At 33.4% G+C, this 17,906-nt stretch carries 16 protein-coding genes; 5 read left to right on the forward strand and 11 right to left on the reverse strand.

Features of this window, described 5'->3' with window-relative positions; all coding sequences use genetic code 11:
* Positions 1 to 71 precede the first annotated feature (71 nt).
* On the forward strand, positions 72 to 986 hold the full coding sequence (locus tag A8B35_RS06465) for a DUF368 domain-containing protein (RefSeq protein WP_075602526.1): 915 nt from the start codon (positions 72 to 74) through the stop codon (positions 984 to 986).
* 32 nt (positions 987 to 1,018) lie between these two features.
* Positions 1,019 to 1,762, forward strand: a complete 744-nt coding sequence (locus A8B35_RS06470; protein ID WP_075602527.1) for a shikimate dehydrogenase family protein — start codon at positions 1,019 to 1,021, stop codon at positions 1,760 to 1,762.
* Between the two features lie 69 nt (positions 1,763 to 1,831).
* On the opposite strand, the gene A8B35_RS06475 is transcribed toward A8B35_RS06470, so the two are convergent.
* Entirely contained in the window at positions 1,832 to 3,739 is a 1,908-nt protein-coding gene (locus tag A8B35_RS06475) for a dipeptidyl-peptidase 3 family protein (RefSeq protein ID WP_075602528.1), read from the reverse strand.
* Between the two features lie 14 nt (positions 3,740 to 3,753).
* Entirely contained in the window at positions 3,754 to 5,004 is a 1,251-nt protein-coding gene (locus A8B35_RS06480) for a hypothetical protein (RefSeq protein WP_075602529.1), read from the reverse strand.
* A gap of 44 nt (positions 5,005 to 5,048) precedes the next feature.
* Between A8B35_RS06480 and A8B35_RS06485 the strand changes: the two genes are divergently transcribed.
* Positions 5,049 to 5,240: a DUF6132 family protein gene (locus A8B35_RS06485; protein ID WP_075602588.1), complete on the forward strand. Its 192-nt coding sequence runs from the start codon at positions 5,049 to 5,051 to the stop codon at positions 5,238 to 5,240.
* Between the two features lie 19 nt (positions 5,241 to 5,259).
* Here A8B35_RS06485 and A8B35_RS06490 read toward each other — a convergent pair whose 3' ends face one another.
* Both A8B35_RS06490 and A8B35_RS06495 read right to left on the reverse strand, forming a co-directional pair.
* Positions 5,260 to 6,630 (reverse strand): MATE family efflux transporter, encoded by a 1,371-nt coding sequence (locus A8B35_RS06490; protein WP_075602530.1) that lies wholly within the window; start codon positions 6,628 to 6,630, stop codon positions 5,260 to 5,262.
* Positions 6,631 to 6,776: 146 nt separating this feature from the next.
* Entirely contained in the window at positions 6,777 to 7,055 is a 279-nt protein-coding gene (locus A8B35_RS06495; protein ID WP_075602531.1) for a hypothetical protein, read from the reverse strand.
* Between the two features lie 334 nt (positions 7,056 to 7,389).
* Here A8B35_RS06495 and A8B35_RS06500 point away from each other — a divergent pair, with 334 nt between their 5' ends.
* Positions 7,390 to 7,773, forward strand: coding sequence for an arsenate reductase family protein (locus A8B35_RS06500; protein ID WP_075602532.1), 384 nt, complete (start codon positions 7,390 to 7,392; stop codon positions 7,771 to 7,773).
* Between the two features lie 5 nt (positions 7,774 to 7,778).
* Here the strand turns inward: A8B35_RS06500 and A8B35_RS06505 are convergent, their stop codons facing one another.
* From A8B35_RS06505 to A8B35_RS06525, 5 genes are all read right to left on the reverse strand, one after another.
* Positions 7,779 to 8,555, reverse strand: a complete 777-nt coding sequence (locus tag A8B35_RS06505) for a LytR/AlgR family response regulator transcription factor (RefSeq protein WP_075602533.1) — start codon at positions 8,553 to 8,555, stop codon at positions 7,779 to 7,781.
* A 4-nt stretch (positions 8,556 to 8,559) separates the two neighbouring features.
* Positions 8,560 to 9,519 (reverse strand): sensor histidine kinase, encoded by a 960-nt coding sequence (locus A8B35_RS06510; protein ID WP_171973164.1) that lies wholly within the window; start codon positions 9,517 to 9,519, stop codon positions 8,560 to 8,562.
* A gap of 175 nt (positions 9,520 to 9,694) precedes the next feature.
* A complete protein-coding gene (locus tag A8B35_RS06515) occupies positions 9,695 to 11,029 on the reverse strand; it encodes a TolC family protein (protein ID WP_075602534.1) in 1,335 nt (444 codons plus the stop codon).
* Positions 11,030 to 11,033: 4 nt separating this feature from the next.
* Complete coding sequence (locus A8B35_RS06520) at positions 11,034 to 14,093, reverse strand: efflux RND transporter permease subunit (protein WP_075602535.1); 3,060 nt, start codon at positions 14,091 to 14,093, stop codon at positions 11,034 to 11,036.
* Entirely contained in the window at positions 14,090 to 15,160 is a 1,071-nt protein-coding gene (locus A8B35_RS06525; protein WP_075602536.1) for an efflux RND transporter periplasmic adaptor subunit, read from the reverse strand. The genes A8B35_RS06520 and A8B35_RS06525 overlap by 4 nt, the downstream gene beginning before the upstream one ends.
* A gap of 215 nt (positions 15,161 to 15,375) precedes the next feature.
* Here A8B35_RS06525 and A8B35_RS06530 point away from each other — a divergent pair, with 215 nt between their 5' ends.
* Entirely contained in the window at positions 15,376 to 15,903 is a 528-nt protein-coding gene (locus tag A8B35_RS06530) for a hypothetical protein (protein WP_075602537.1), read from the forward strand.
* 749 nt (positions 15,904 to 16,652) lie between these two features.
* On the opposite strand, the gene A8B35_RS06535 is transcribed toward A8B35_RS06530, so the two are convergent.
* Together A8B35_RS06535 and A8B35_RS06545 are read right to left on the reverse strand one after the other, a co-directional pair.
* Positions 16,653 to 17,084 (reverse strand): hypothetical protein, encoded by a 432-nt coding sequence (locus A8B35_RS06535; RefSeq protein ID WP_139314831.1) that lies wholly within the window; start codon positions 17,082 to 17,084, stop codon positions 16,653 to 16,655.
* 159 nt (positions 17,085 to 17,243) lie between these two features.
* On the reverse strand, positions 17,244 to 17,852 hold the full coding sequence (locus tag A8B35_RS06545) for a DUF3267 domain-containing protein (RefSeq protein ID WP_075602540.1): 609 nt from the start codon (positions 17,850 to 17,852) through the stop codon (positions 17,244 to 17,246).
* Between the last annotated feature and the right edge of the window lie 54 nt (positions 17,853 to 17,906).

Below are 17,906 nucleotides of genomic sequence, written 5' to 3' on the forward strand. Positions count from 1 at the left end.
GACCTCTTTTTTTTTTAAGTAATTGTATTATTTTTGGTTTCTTTATCTAATCACAAAAAACTATCAACATAATGACAAAACTAAACGAATTTTCTAGCAATATATTAAAAGGTGCTGCTATGGGAGCTGCAAATGTAATTCCAGGAGTTTCAGGAGGAACTATCGCACTAATTACTGGTATTTTTGAGAGATTAATAAATGCTATAAAATCATTCGATATAAAAGCAGTTAGACTGTTATTATCAGGCCAATTTAAGAACTTTGCTAAACATATTGACTTAGGCTTTCTTATTTCTGTATTTCTTGGCGTTGGCATAGCTATCATCTCCTTAGCCCGATTGTTTAAGTATTTATTTGTAGCCTACCCTATTTATATTTGGGCATTCTTCTTTGGCTTAGTATTAGCCAGCATCTATTTTGTTGGAAAAACAGTGGGTAAATGGAATGCTTCAACAATAATTACATTTATAATAGGTACAGCTATTGCGGCTTTTATCAGCATAACAACACCAGCTTCTCAGAATGATAGTATGTTGTATTTATTTATATGCGGTATTGTAGCCATGTGTAGTATGATAATACCTGGTTTATCAGGTTCTTTCGTATTAATTTTATTGGGTAACTACCAACTTATAATGGTTGATGCTGTTAGCGAATTAAACCTTAAAATATTGCTTCCTGTGGTTGGTGGTGCTGGAATTGGCTTATTAGCATTCTCTCATTTTCTTTCGTGGTTGTTAAAAAAATATCAAGATCAAACAATTTCAATGCTAACCGGATTTGTATTAGGCTCACTAGGTATTTTATGGCCGTGGAAACAGGAGATTACAAAGACATTTGGAGAGAAGGTTAAAACTGTGGGATACGATTGGCAATTACCTTCACTTAACAGCGAATTCTTTATTGCCTTAGTTTTTATTGCTTTGGGTGTTTTCAGTATCTGGATAACAGAATACTTAGGAGCTAAACAAAGTAAAGCAGAATAGAAATAATATATTAAAAGTTAATTCATTTAGATATGAAAACCTACGGATTAATAGGCTATCCGCTTAGCCAATCATTCTCACAAAAGTATTTTTCTGATAAATTTGAAACAGAATCTATTAAAGCCCGTTATTTAAACTTCCCGATAGAGTCAATTAACGATTTTCCAGAATTAATTAAGAAGCACCCATATATAGCAGGACTTAACGCAACAATTCCTTACAAGGAACAAGTAATGCAATATTTAGATGAGCTTTCGCCCGATGCTTCAGAGATAAAAGCGGTTAATGTAATTAAATTCGATTGGACAAATAAAGAGAAACCAAGGCTTATAGGTCATAATTCTGATGTATATGGTTTCACCCAATCGATTAAACCTTTACTAAAGGCTCATCATACAAAAGCTCTCATTTTAGGAACAGGCGGAGCTGCTAAAGCCGTTGAATACTCATTAAAGAAAATGAATATTGCGTTTAAATACGTATCGAGAACTGCTAAAGGTGGAATATTGAGTTATGATGAATTAACTGAATCCATTATGGAAGAGTATACTTTAATTATAAACTCTACGCCTTTGGGCATGTATCCGAAGGTTGATGGCAAGCCTGATATTCCTTATCAATTTTGTAACGAAAAACACCTGTTTTACGATTTAGTATACAATCCTGAAGTGACTCAATTTTTAGCTGAAGGAAAGAAGAACAATGCTCAAATTAAGAATGGATTAGAAATGCTTCACCTGCAAGCTGCTAAAGCTTGGGATATTTGGAACGAATAATAATATAAACCTTCGAATTATAGGGTACAAAGCAATTGCTTGTACCCTTAACCTTTTTATAATAATTACTTATTCTAAGAATCCATAATTCTCAGAATATTCTAGCATCTGCTCTGCATAATTGGTGTTATAATCTAATAAAACATCGCATATTTTATCTCCATCATATTTTAGGTTCATATTAGGATTTAGAAATCCTGTAAAAGGAGGAACTTCTAATTGCTTAAAACGCTCTAATACTTCAGCATGAAGGTTCTGATCTATTTTAACCCCATAAGTTTCTATTAGATATTTAGCAGATTCATAATCTCCTTCTGACTTGATGCGCTGAATTTCGTGTAAAAGTTCACCAAATAAATCATGAAGTCCATCATAATCAGTAATGAAGTAATACGTTTTACCTTCCTTCTTAACTTCTTCAATAACTTCTCCCAACCCCTTTTCAAAGCACCATTTGGCAATTAACTGCCTATTACGCATATGTGCTTGTTCAACATCAGAACCTAGTTTAATTCGGGTTATTTGTGTTAACAAACCATTACGGATATAACTTGTAAAGTGGGCTTTTGCAACATCTAAATTAGGTATTAAACCCAATTCTATTAAATATGGATGGTACATAAAATACAGTCCGTACAAATCAGCTCTAGCCTCCTCTATTGGAGAAGCATAAGCTTTTAGAGCTTCAGATGTTACCCCTTCTTTCATTTTACCAGAACCATGGCCTACACATTCGTGCAAGTGGGTATGTAAATTATCTGCTAAGCTACCATATTTCTTTTCTAGGGCAACTTCCTCTTCAGTTAAGGTAAACTCTTCGAGAAAACCTGAACTTAGGGAAGCTTTGTGGTGGGCATTGGCAATATTAGTTAAGGTTACTGATTTTGAGCCATATTGTTCTCTAATCCACTCAGCATTTGGCAGGTTAATACCCAAAGGGCTTGCCGGGTAACAATCGCCACCAAGCATTACAGCTCCAATTGCTTTTAAAGATATACCGTTTATGGCTCCTTTCTTAAAGCTATCGTCGATGGGAGCATTTGCTTCAAACCATTCTGCTTTTTCGGCAATAATTGTAGCCTTTTTTGTTTCTTCATCATCAATTAACTCAACCAAACCTTCCCAAGTAGCTTTTGCGCCCATCGGATCGCCATATGTTTCGATAAATCCGTTAATAAAATCAACATCGCCATCGAGTGCCTGAATCCACATTATACTATAGGCATCAAATTTCTCAAGGTCTCCTGTTTGATAATGCGCTATCAATTCTGAAATTAACTCTTCTTGCTTTGTGTTTTCAACATATTGTTTAGCTTTTTCAAGGTTCTCAATTATATGAGAAATCGCATTTGCGTATTTACCTTGAGCTGAGTAAACTTCTTCAGAAATTGTATCGTCTTCTTTTATCAATCTTGAATTAAGCCCAAATGACAAATTTTTATTACTGCTGTTTGCCTTTTGATTTGCGTAAAACTCTTCCACTTCAGACTGACTTACTCCTTTATAAAAGTTATTTGCTGATTGCTGAATCATATCAACACTAGGCGAGCTATTTACGCGTTTTGATAAATAGTTCTCATCGAAAATAACTTTTAATAATTCTCTTTGATGTTCTGTAGCTAAACCCAAAGTATTGCACCAACTAACAAATGACTCCCGTGAAAAATGAGGCGTATACTTATCTGTGCTATAATGGTGATGAATTCCACTTGAAAACCATACCTTTTTTAAATACACCACAAAAGCATCCCAATCATCGTTGGTATTATCATTAACCTTTGTATAAATGGCTTCTAAAATTTCGCGCAACCATAAATTGGGTTCGCAATGCTGATCCCATAATATATCGCGCCCAGCTAAAGTTGCCTGACTTAAATAATATATGTATAATTTCTTTTTTAGAGGTAAATTCTCAAAACCAGGAACCTCAAATCGTAATATTTTTATATCATCAAATTTCTCTGCAAAAACTTCCATATCTTTTACTTGTATTATTTTATTGGTTTAGGATTTCTAACATCTATCTCTCTTTGTAACTTCCATCTCCCTTTCTCTAAAAGGTAGCCATCATAAGAAAAATCGGGTCCGTAAAAACGATAATTTCCTTTGTATAAATCTTCAGGTGGCGCAAGATGATCGAGTATAATTCTTTCATTTTCTCTTTCGTACCTAAGCATCATGTTTACACTTGCTGAGAATTCGAAGATTACGCGTTTATCAACAAATCTATCGTTTTGAAATACCGAGTTACCGAAACGAACTTGTTTATTAGAGCTTAATGCTAATGTTTCAATAACCTTCTTCTTTGTCATTTCGTTATTAGGCTTAAAACCTAATAGAATATAATAATTGCTCGGCTTATCTTTTACTGTAATTATATCGTAATAAACAGCTCCATACCATTTTTTCTGAGTGAGTTGTGCTTTTTCAGGACTACGAATAGACTCTGTTTTATCGTATAATGGAATTTGAGTTACTGTGCCATCGTCGTGCTTAGTAATCACTGAACCGAAGAATTTTGTATTTACCTCACTTAGTTCCACATTCCATGTACAGACTTTCACTTTGCCATCATCAGAATGTAAAGTAGACAGATGTTTTAAGCCCTCAAATTTATTCTCAAAATACTCTGGCTCATCAAATAATACTTGCAAACGTTTTTCAAGCAAATCATTCTGTTGTAAACGATCAGTATCAGATTTGTAGTTAAGTAAATTTTCGAATAAACATTGTGAGGCCACATCAACATATTGCTTATAAATTTTCATTGAAGCAAGGTGTGTAATCGTAAGCGGATAAATATAACTATCCCCTTTTTGCAGTGGCGTTACCTCTATTTTGAAATTTGTTGACGCACTATTTTTATTATAATTATTTAAATTGATGTTAATGGATTGATGAACTACTTTTTTTTGATTGATATCTCCGTAAACTATAAACCAATCTAGGCGGTTTGTTTGAGCCTCTAATAAAGTATTGTAATAATACACAGTATATTTTGAGTCGCTAGTTTTCGTCTTCTTAAAAATTGCTGTGTCACCTAGTTCGTAGCTTTCAACACTTTTAACCAAAATGTTTTTAAATAAATTTACAAGTAAAGCTAACTGATACTTTTTTTCATTTAAATCTTTGATCTTACTAACCTCCTGTAACTTATCTTCAATTAATTGATAAGAGGATTGTGCATTTATTAGATTCGAAGAAAATAGAAATGCTAAAATTAATAATTTATATATCGACATTTATAGATGTTTTAATACCTTTACGCAAAATAATTATCGAAAGTATGAAGATTTGGGATAAAATAAAACAACAAAATTGGTATAAGATCACTTTTGCTATTTTAATTGGTGCTGGCTTAGGCTATGCTTACTACTATTTTATTGGCTGTAGCTCCGGCTCTTGTGCCATAACTTCTAACCCTTGGAATAGTATAGGATATGGAGCTTTTGCGGGATTAATATTATCAATAAAATAAAATTAGAAAAACCTCACCTTTAGGTGTTATGAATCTTAATTAGACTACTCAACTTATTAAACTCTCTAATTACAAATATAATACATACTAGAGCTGATAATGCATCGGATAAGGGTGCACACGCCCAAACTCCTTCTAGTCCATAATATTTTGGTAAAATAAAAAGTAATGGGATTAAAAATATCACTTGTCTGAGCATAGATAATAAAGTAGCTAATCCTGCTTTACCTACGGATTGGTAATAATTTCCAATTATTATTTGAAAACCAATTATAGGAAGGAATAACACGAATATTTGCAAACCTCTTGTTCCAATAGCTAACAACTCTGCATTATCATCGTTAAATAATTGTATAATAGCCTCTGGAAACAACTCCACTACACCCCATGCAAATCCGGAAATAATGGTAGCTGATATCATGGCTATTTTTAGTGTTTGGTGAACTCTATCAAAGCGTTTGGCTCCATGGTTAAACCCAATTATAGGTTGCATAGCCATGTTTATTGACATAATGGTCATAACCATTAACATGGCCACACTAATAATTACACCCAAAGCACCAACAGCCATATCGCCACCATATTTAATTAGCTGAATATTGTACACTCCAAAAACAGCACTTGAGGCCAATTGCATTGAAAAAGGTGCAAATCCTATGGTAAATATATACCATACAATATCCTTTTTTAGCCACATTTTACTGGTACGCAACCTGATAACTGAGCGCTTACTTCTGAAGTGAGTAATTACCCAAATGGTTAAAGCAATTTGTGAAATAACAGTTGCATAGGCCGCTCCAGAAACTCCCATATGTAATACAACAATAAAGAGATAATCAAGCGCAATATTGATACCTGCACTAATCAACATAGAAAGCATTGCTATTTTTGCACTTCCTTCTGAACGAATTAAGTTATTTAATCCATAACCTAATATATTAAAAACAGTACCGCCTAAAATTATGTGCAAATATTCGCGGGCATAAGCTGTAGTTTCAGAGTTAACACCAAAGAAACCTAAAAGTGGCTTATTCAATGCTAAACCCAATACACTAATAATTACTGAAACAATAATCATTAAAATAAATGCATTACCCAATACATGCTCCGCTCTATTAAAGTCTTTTTTGCCAAGATTGATAGAAATACGCACACCCGCTCCCATACCAACTAACATACCAAAAGCCATCATTATAATCATAATAGGAAATACAGCACTTAGTCCGGCTAAGGCAAGAGCACCAACTTCTTGTCCGATAAAAATACGATCGACTATATTATACAAAGAGTTGATTATCACTCCTGCAAAAGCTGGTAAAAAATAGCGCCACAATAATTTAGGTATGGATTGAAATTCTAACTCTTTTACGTTGGTTTGTTGATCGCTCATGAAGTATTATTTATGCAATACAAATGTACAGATAAACTATTCGTTATACACAAACTGTAAAACAAAAAGACCTTAGTTAATAAATATTAACTAAGGTCTTGTAATCTGCAGACTCTAATTTTGAATGAGAGGTCTTATATTTTATACTAAAGCTTTCCGATGCGTTCAAAAAGTTTTGCTGTAGTGTCTAATACATCATTACGCAATTTTTTGTAGTAAGCTTTAACAATTTCCGGATTGTCTTTACCGTCAGGATGACTTGCTCTGGCAATAAATTCGTTATGCATCTTTAATGTTTCAACCATTATTTCAACAACTTCCTCCTCGTCTTTCTTATCAATCTCTCCTTGTTTTAAATACACTTGAGTTAATAACTCACTTACTAAATATTTGATATCTTTTTTTAATTCTCTAATATTTGCCATCTTATACTTACTTTACTGTTATGCGTGCAATATACACTATTTTTTTTCCGATTTAGATTACGTAACTCAGATTTTACAACTATTAATATAAGTTACTATAATAAAATGGTTTATACTCCAAAATGCTCCTAGAAAAAAACGCCTGATATTGTTCTAAATAATTGTGTTAGCCCCTATCCTACTAAAAATGTTCTTTTTTGGCCTTAATCATTAAGATTTAACTGTTCATAAAAAGATAAGGCACTTATGCGTACAATGCTCGATAGGTAAAGGCATATTGCGTAATTTTACCACATTATTAATTCCTATCACGGTGTAGAAATAATCTAATAGTATGAAAAAGATTTACTATTTATCGACCTGCAGTACATGTAGAAGAATAATTAAAGAAATTAATCCTGACTCTTCATTTATATTTCAGGATTTGAAGGAAATGCCTATATCTGCGATACAGCTTGACCATTTAAGTAAATTAACCGGAGGTTATGCTTCTGTTTTCAATCGTCAGGCGCGCAAGTACAGAGAGCTTAGTTTACATTCTCAAGAACTTACAGAAGCACAAATACGACGCTACATTTTAAATGAGTACACCTTGCTTAAACGACCTATTTTTATTGTAAATGATAAGGTATTTGTGGGAAATAGCAGAAAAGTTATAAGTGCTTTAGCTGATCATATGACCAACATTAACTCAAAGGTAGTTAATTCGGGTACTTAAGGCAGTTAATTATCTAACCAATCTTTAAATACACTTGCTCTTGCTCTGCTTATCATTAATTTATAATCTAATTCAGGTAAGAGCTTTACAATTAACTTTCCGCCAAAGTACTGTTCTAAACTACTAATAGCTTCAATATTAACAATGGCTTGCCTATTGGCTCTGATAAACATATCAGGATCCAACTCTTCTTCAAGCTTATCTAATGTAAAATTGATAATGGATCTTTTGCCATCAAAACCTATTGCATAAGTAATTTTGTTTTCGAAAAATATATAAGCAATTTCTTTCAATTGTACAGAGATCATTTGATCTCTACGAGAAACTAAGAAACGCTTTCTATAGCTTTTTTTATTAAGCTTTAATTCTTTTAATAAATCCGTATACTGCTCTGTATGGTCTTGTCTATTAGAAAATACATCAATGGCAGATTCTAGCTTTTCAATAGCCTTAACTAGTAAACTTTCTTTAATTGGTTTTAAAATATAATCAACACTATTTAGCTCAAAGGCGCGCATGGCGTGCTCATCATAAGCCGTTGTAAAAATAATAGCACTATCTACTTTTACCTTCTCGAAGATAGAAAAGCATAAGCCATCAGATAATTGTATATCTAGAAATATGATATCAGGTGCCTCATTATCAGTTAACCAAGCAACAGAATCATTAACACTGTCAAAAGTTTTTAAGTAGGACCAATCAGGCCTTAGGTCTTTTATCATTGACTCAAGCATTTGAGCGCTTAGTGCTTCATCCTCTATAATTATATAATTTAAAGTCATATTATTACTGTATTAATGGGATTGATACCTTAAAAATTGAATCTGTTTCTTCTACTTCGAGTTCCTCACCTTTGAGTATTGATAATCTTTGATTGAGGTTATTTAAACCCGTTTTTGTACTGTAGGTTGATTCCTTTAGTTGTTTAGTATTCTCAACTACTATGCAGTTATTGTTAGTTGAGATGGTAATACTTAAAGGTTTTGATTTTGATGTGATATTGTGCTTTATCGCATTTTCAACCAATATTTGCAAGGATAAATAAGGAACCTTAAAGTGTTTCACACTTTCTTCAATATTAAAGGTAACAGTAAGTCCTTCACCTATTCTTGTTTTATGCAAGTTTATGTACGCATTTAAAAAGTCTAATTCTTCACTTAAGCTTGCCACATCTTTGCTACTGTTACTGAGTACATATCTATATACATCCGTAAAATCTTCAGCAAATGTAATGGCCATTTTCTGGTCGCTTCGGATTATTGCAATTAAAGTGCTTAAATTATTGAATAAGAAATGAGGATTTAGTTGATCGCTTAATTGCTTATAATCGTTTTCTATTTTTTCTTTTTTTAGCAGCTCATTCTCTAACATAAAATAAACGAGGCTATTGTGATGATTTCTGGCAATAGTTATGGTCACATAAATAATCATAAATAGCACCCCTACTACGAACACTAAGTTATACGTTTCGGAATCATGTATGACTTGATAAATGAATGCTGTTTCTAGTGATGGTACAAGAAAACGAAAAAGAAGCAGCCATGATATACTAAATACGACCAGTAAATAAAGTCTTTTCTTTAACTCCTGATGCCAAGGATATTTTTTATCTATTAATCTATCAAAAAGGAAAATAACTTCAGTTCCTAGTATAAAACTAATATTAATTATAAATAACGATACCCACTCAAAATCAACATCTTTCAGTATTAAACGATAGATTATTAGGTAAAATGATATTGACATTAAAAGAACTATTGATAATCGTTCTTTAAGTTGCATTCTACTTCTACGAAATATAAAGTCACAATCTCTTTTTATAAAGCCCTTTCTAACCATCTCTCACTCACCTTAAACTATTACGATTGCCTAATATACTTAGACAATCGTAATATTATAAAAAATCTTATAATCTCAATACTTATAGCGAACCAATTACTTTTAAATATTGTGTTTTCAATATTTCAAAATTTGCTAAGGACTGAACTTCTTTAGCTTGAGCATTTTGCCAAGTAGCTTGAGCATTTAATAAATCAGTAGTTGTATTTAAGCCTACATCAAAACTAAGTTGTGTTTCTTCTAAACTTTCCTGAGCTTCAGATTTATTACGTTGTGCCCAAAGAACTTCTTCAAAACCCTCTTGTAATTTTAATTGTATTTGCTGCACTTCTAGTTGAATAAACTCCTTTGTGTCTTCTAAGTTATAGTTTACTTCATCAATTTTAGTTTGAGCTACAACGCGTTTGTGTTTGCGCTGATTCCAATTAAAAATGGGAACATGCAATGAAGCAGCAACCATAAACTGTGCATCATCAATCAGATTATCAATTTTAAAATAATTATAACCAGCTTGAGCACCCAATTGTGGTAAGTATTCAGCATTAACCATACGCTTTTCATATCCGGCTATATTACCTTGCTCTTGTAAAATTTTTAGTTCCTGACGTTGATCTTGTGCTAAAACATTGCCATTTACTAAATTTGGTAATGTTGGATTAAAATCTACACGTTCCGTTAACTCAAATTCAGTATCTAGTGGTAAACCTATAACCTGACACAAATTCATTTGTAACATTTTGTATCCATTACCTGCTCTAAGAAGGCTTAATTCAGCATCGTTCTTTTGCACCTTTACTTTTAATTGTTCACTTTTAGGAACCAAACCTAATTCATAGGAAGCATTTAACTGACCTTCTAAAGTATCTAACATTTGAACATATTTTTCTGCTAGAATAACTCCTTCTCGTAAAGCAGCCAATTGCCAATAGGCTTCATCAGTATTCAATATTACTTCTGATTCTTTAAGTTGGTATGCTTGTTCAGCAATCACTATTCCCGACTCAGCCATTTTATTGGCCGTTCTGATTTTACCTCCTGCATAAATAGCTTGTTGCACGCTTACATCAGCCATTATGAAAGTAAAATTATCAATTTCTGAATTTGGCATATGTGCTACTCCATTATAACTACCAGCCATTGCATCTGCTGGACTAGCTGCTGTTGGTAAAAACATTTCTCCGGTACTTATTGTACCAGGCATAATGCTTGCTGAAGAACTTGCCGCAAAAGATGGTAAATAGTTAGTAAAAGCATCTTTCTTTTGTGCTTCGGCTGCTTGTTTATGAGATTCAGATACTTTTAAAGACCTATTATACTCCAAAGCTGATAGTCGTGCTTCCTCCAAGCTCAATTGTTTTTGAGCTTGTAAGGATAACACAGTGCATATTAAACTAATTGTGATATATAATTTCTTCATTGTTTTATTCTTTTATCTCTTTTAAAGAACGGGTATCTACTTTATAAATAATGGCATACATAATAGGTACTACTAATAATGTTACTAATGAACCCACTAAGAGTCCGTACATAATTGAAATTGCCATTCCTTTAAACATCACATCAAATAACAATGGAATCATACCTAAAATGGTTGTTAATGAAGCCATCATTACAGGACGCATACGAGATACAGCTGAATTTACTATTGCATCGAGTTGACTGGCTCCATTTTTTAGCTGATCGTTAATTTCATCGAGTAATACAATGGCATTTTTAATCATCATACCAATAAGGCCAAGCGTACCAATAATACCGATAAATCCGAAGGTTGCATTCATCAAATGAAAACCAATGGCAACACCTGTAATGGCCATAGGAACCACGCCCATAATAATAAGAGGCTGTTTAAAATTATTGAATATCATAATTAGAATCAGGAACATTAAACCTAATGCTAATGGCAATAAATTAAATAGATCTTCTTGAGCTTCGGTACTACTTTTATGATCACCTAACCACTCCATTGAATAACCATGCGGTAATTCAATGGCTTCAATATCCTCATGAATTTGTTCGAATAACTCAGGAGGTGTAATGCCTGGTTTAGGATCACATTGTGCTTTAATAGCCCTTTGTCCATCGTACCTTCTAATGGTTTGATTATCCCACTTTAAGTAAATAGAATCGGTAATCTGACTCAAAGGAGTACTCGTCATTCCATTACCCCAAACAGGTACTGATGAAAGATGCTCTACATCTTCTCCAATTGGTTCTTCCATTTTAAGCATCACAGGCAAACTGCTACTTCCTTCATGAATTACTCCAATAGGCATACCATTAGATGCCATTGCCAGTGAATTAGCTACCTGACTTCTACTAATATCTAAAAGTCGTGCTTGATCTGGTGAATAAGCAGGTGTTAATACCTTGGCTTTATTTTTCCAATTATCAGTTACTCCTGTAGTATTAGGATTAGCTCGCATTATTACTTTGGCTTCTTCGGCTAAACTACGTAGTACAGCAGGATCGGGACCTGAGAACTTTGCTTCCATTAAGTACTCACCAAATATTGGACTATACGTACGCGCTCTTGCCAAAGCTTGCGGATATTCTTTTGATAAATACTCTAATATTCGGGCAGAGGTTGTTTGAGAAGTAGGAAAATCGGTTGCATCAATAATAAACTCACCATAATTACTATTTAAAGTATTCATTGGGCGCAACAAGCTATAGCGTGCTGGTGTTTGACCTATTGAAGTTGTTACACTCTCTATATTATCCCATGTACTGATTTCTTTTTGTATTTCATCAAGATCTTCTTCTACCTGATAAATATTACCACCCTGCGGCAACCAATATTCAATTACATATTGATTGTAATCGAGATTTGGGAAAAACTCTTGTTTTACAAAACCGAAAGACCAAATTGACACAACAATTCCAAGTCCTGATAAGGCTGCAAAAGCAGTTTTATGCCAAAGTAATTTTCGTATAAGACCTTTAAACCAACGGTATAAACCATTATTATATAAATCAGCTTCGTCAGAGGCTCCTGCACTTACGTTCTTTTTATAAAAGAATTTAGCCATAAATGGAGTTTGTATCATGGCAAATACCCAGCTTAAAAAGAGTGATATTGCTAATACATAAAACAACGATTTTAAGAACTCACCAGCCATACCAGGAGAAAATCCTAAGGGCATAAATGCGAGTATTGCAATAATTGTAGCTCCTAACAAAGGCATAGATGTTCTGATTGCAGTGTTGACAAAAGCTTTTTTACTTTCTACACCTTTTTTCAGATCCATTAAAATACCATCGGCCACAACAATTGAATTATCAACTAACATACCCATGGCAACAATAATTGCCGATAAGGTTACACGTTGCAACTCAATACCCATCATTTTCATTATAATAAAAGTACCTAGTATTGTAAATACCAAGCCACTGGATATTAATAAGCCCGATCGCATTCCCATTGCGAATAGTAATACTACAATCACAATTAGTACCGACTCTATTAGGTTTACCATAAACCCTTGAATAGATTCAGCAACCCTATCGGGTTGAAAAAACACTTTATCAATGTTTATTCCTATGGGTAAATCGGCACTTATCTCTGCTACTTTATTATCGAAAATTTCGCCAATCTCAATTACATTAACGCCCGGATCCATAGCAATTGCTAATGACATGGCTTGTACACCATTGTGCTTAAACTTATTCATCATTGGTGTATAGAACGAACGTTCAACCTTGGCAATATCTCCCAATAAGAAAGAACCGCCGCCTGGCACTTGAACCAAAAGATTCTCAACATCCTCTATAGACTTGTATTTTTCTCCAACACTCATTCTAACGCGGTCGGATCCAATTACAACATCACCCGCATCAACTAAAGATGATTCATCACCTAAGGCTTGTGCAATTAGCATTGGATTAATGCCTAACTGAGCAAACTTATCGTTAGAAAAAACAACATCGAATGTTTCCATCTGCTGTCCGTAAATCTCAATCCTTTTTATGCCATTAAGCGCTAAAAATTCGCGCTTTAAAAACTCTACATATTCGTCTAGTTCTTTATATGAGTAGCCATCAGCGCTAATAGATACGAAGATTCCGTATACATCTCCAAAATCATCAACCACAATAGGATCGTGAGCTGAAGCGGGTAAATTACCTTTTACATCGTTAATTTTTCGGCGTAAATGATCATATAGCTGAGGCATGTCTGACGTAGGTACTGAACCATCGATATTTACCGTAATTTCAGACATTCCATCAGAAGAACGCGACTCAATAAAATCAATATTCTCTAACTTCAGTATCGCCTTCTCCAGTAAATCTGTGACTTCTAACTCTACCTCACTAGCTGATGCGCCAGGATATGGCGTCATAATAACAGCTGATTTAACAGGAATTTCAGGATCTTCAAGCTTCCCTAATCCTTGGTACGAGAGAATACCTCCCATAAAAACAGCAATCAGTAAAGCAATGATGAAGGCCTTTCTTTCTAGTATATTTTCTAAGATACTCATAGTAAACCTCCTACGTTTGATGCTGATTTGTTAGGTAATATTTTTACTTCCTGGTTTTCTTGTAATGAGTATACACCTGCTGTTACAACTACATCATTAATAGTAACTCCCTCTTTAATTGTTACAAAACCAGCTCCTACTAAATCGCCAACAACAACCTCTTTTTTAGCCACCTTCATGTTTACTTTATTCACACTCCACACATAGCTTTTTGTTCCTTCTGCAAAAATTGCTTCAATTGGAACAGATATGCCATTGCTTGATTTAGGAAAAAAGTTAACACTAACCTTAGCAACCATACCCGATTTAACAAGTGTTCCATCAATATCGTTAAGAATTAATCGAACCTCGAACATTCTATCAGGACCACTTTTTTTACTGATCGATTTTACCGATGCTGGAACATTAAATCTGTTGGCATTTTTTATATCGCAAGTAATATTCTCTAGTTTCTCAACTTCGTTAATCTGGTTTTCAGGAATACTAATGATTACTTCTAATTTACTTACATCAATTAGCTTAACTATTGGCTGACCAGGAGCAACCGTTTCGAAATTTTCGATTAGTTTTTCACTAATATATCCAGAAAATGGTGCTCTTAAATCGGTATCAGATAAGGCATTCTCAGCCGCTTCTAACTGACTTTTCGCCATTAAATAACCCGACTTTACTTTATCTAAAGTATTTGCAGGTAATTTATCCTGATTATATAATTTTTGATAGCGATCATATTCAGCTTCAATTTGCTCAAATTGCGCCTTGGCAGTTTGCACATTAATTTTATAATCGCGCTTATCTATTGATGCTATTGTTTGTCCTCTCTCAACATATTCACCATCATCAACTAATAATTGAGTAACAGGTCCTCCTACCTTAAAAGGCAGCGCTACTTCTCTGTTTTCACTTACTACACCATTATAAACAATGGTTTTGTTACCCGAGCTTGGTAATACTTTATACGATTTTACGTAACGTGCTTTCTTTACCTTTGCGTCATTTGTATTAGAGCAGGCAGAAAAACCAAGTACCAGTATTGCTTGTACTGCAATAAAAAATATTTGCTTCATTTTAAAATTTATTAGGTCTTCTAATTAATATTTCTGAAACAAAAGTATAACAAGCCAATTTTTACAAACCCATTAGTTTATCGAAGTGTATTAATATAAAGCTGAAGTGAATATTTGAAGATTAGAATGAATTTTGCCTCTCCTTTTACAACTAATCTAAAATTTCTTTAATTTGCCTTACTTTAAACTAACTATTGAAATTAAACTTGAGAATAATGACAAAAAAGAAGTTCCTAATTGAATTGGCAATTGTAGTGTTAGGTGTAAGCATTGCTTTTTCTTTAGATAGCATAAAAGATAGCTATAAGTTAAATAAGCAAAAGAGAATTGCCATACAAAACATTACGCAAGAGCTTAACAATAATAATGAATCACTTCGACAATTAATAAGTAAACAAGATTCGATGCTATCGAACTTTAATGATACTGCTGATATTGTAAATTCAACTTTTACCTTTCATACACTTAGTATTAGAACGGGAGTATACCGAAGCATTGAAAGTACTGGCTTGTTAGGAGAGTTAAATTCGGAAGAACTTATTGATATTCTTAATATTTATGAAGGTTATAGTACCATAGTAGAATTAGAGAAATACCTGATGCAAGAAGTTTATACTTTAAGTAAATCTGATAGTCCTGAGAAGAACCTTAAAAATGCCTTTTTTTGGGTTGAACAGCTCAATAATAATGAAAAAGTGCTTTTAGAAGGATGTGAAAGATTAATAACAAAGCTAGAAAATTAAATTCGCTAGGGATACTTTATTTGGATAGGTTATTTTTTTAACTGAATTATTGAATGATGGATAAGAAATTGAATTATTTAAGATCTCGGTAATGAGTGAAACAGTTCTATAGCCATAGCTACATTGATGTTTTTGCAAAGAAGTGATACGCAACAAGAAAGCAGGAAGCCTTGATGGTATGCAAGTTTAAGAACTAAAACTGCATCATGAGTTGCACCGCAAAAAATTAGTAGAGGGTTTGTGGAAAATTCAACAGCCCCGTGTGAGTTTTTCCACAGCCTCGTGTGAATATTTCCACACGGGGCTGTGCATTTTTCAACAGGCCCCGTGTGGAAATTTACACAGACTTAATTTTTAAGTAAAATACCCTGTAAAATATACTAAGCATACAGATAATTAATAGGTATTACTTGCGTGAAATCTCACGCAGCCCTTACGTGAATTATTACGCAAGGGCTGCGTGAGATTTCACGCCAAGTGACGTACAATCCTACGTCGAGTGGCGTACAATCCTACGCCGAGTGGCATGTAGTTTCACGTAAAATTAAACCAAATGGATTATTGAATGATGGATAAGCGTGTAGCTATAAAAGCTAAAGTACATCTGAAAATTATACAATAAACACGAATCCTAAAATCCAAAAAAGAACTTTAAAACCCGATTAAAATACTTGGGTGGTATCAAAAACGGGTTATAGTTCAAATGCGAATAATCGCTGGGTCTTGCTGACTGCTCATATTCCTATTTATTAGCGGTAGGTTTTATTAAGTTTATTTAAATCATTTCTCAAATCACTATCAGTGTCAATAGGTACAAATTTAGTTTTTGGTACATCCAACTTCTCACTATTACCATTGTCGTTAATAATAATCACTGTGCTATACATGTCTTTGTCTATTTTCAGATTTGCTTTCAGATAAGCATTAAACTCCCCTTGAATAGCGAACCATTCTGAATTTATTTTAACGTAATTATCTTTTCTTCCCAAAACTACTTCACTGATTTCACCGTGAATTTCAAATTCGTAAAATTCTGAGTTAAGTTTATTCGAATTAGCAAAAAGAGCAATGAGTATAACTACAAGGAAAATTATTGCAAAACCGCCCATATATTTTGCAAAACTTCGAAATGGCCATATTTTGTTTGCTTCTTTAAATAAGCTGTCAATGTTCATGTCCATAATACTCTTTTAACTAATATTTTATCTATTAAATGTGCACTTAACTTACCGCCACCACTTATAAGTTTAGTGCGGGTTTCAACGCTCTTTCCTTTCAAGTTACCACTATCGTTGTTTAGTTTAATTTCGGTTAAATTACCCACTTCGCCCGCATTACGTTTATAATTTGTTGTGTGTTGCCTTTTGTTCAAACTTTCTATAAATATAGCATCCGACTTCTGATGGGTGGTCTTGAACCAAATCCGTGCTATTTTCCTTTCTAATTAAGTTAATCATTAATAAATCGCCTCCAGCAGCCAAAGTGAAAAACATTCCAAATATTAAAACTCCAAAATTTCCAATCAGAATTGCAATCACTGAAGGTATAATCCCCATAATAATTGCTGGTGCTATTGCTCCCTTAATATATTGTCTTACATTTAATGCTTCCTTACAATGACAATATGGTGTTAGCATTTTCCACAACACTCCAAATTTTATTGACTTAAATCCATTCTTTGCATATTTCGCCCAAACAATTCCATGTATTAATTCATGCAATACTATCCCGAATAGCATAATACCAAAAAACATCAAAATCCCTAAACCAAACACCTGTAGTCCTGCATTATCCAGATATTCTTTAATACTTATTTGAGGTTCCCACAAGAAATAATATGGCAAACCAAATATTAACCCAATTGGGAGTATAATCAAAATTCCAAATATGTTAGCCCAAGCTAAACTAATAGTCAATTTCTCTTTTTTATAATCTTTTAATTCTTGCATATGTTAGTCTTTTTTAGGTTACACACAACTAAGATGTATCCCGTCAAATATGTC

The organism is Saccharicrinis aurantiacus (assembly GCF_001660705.2).
Lineage (GTDB): Bacteria > Bacteroidota > Bacteroidia > Bacteroidales > Marinilabiliaceae > Saccharicrinis > Saccharicrinis aurantiacus.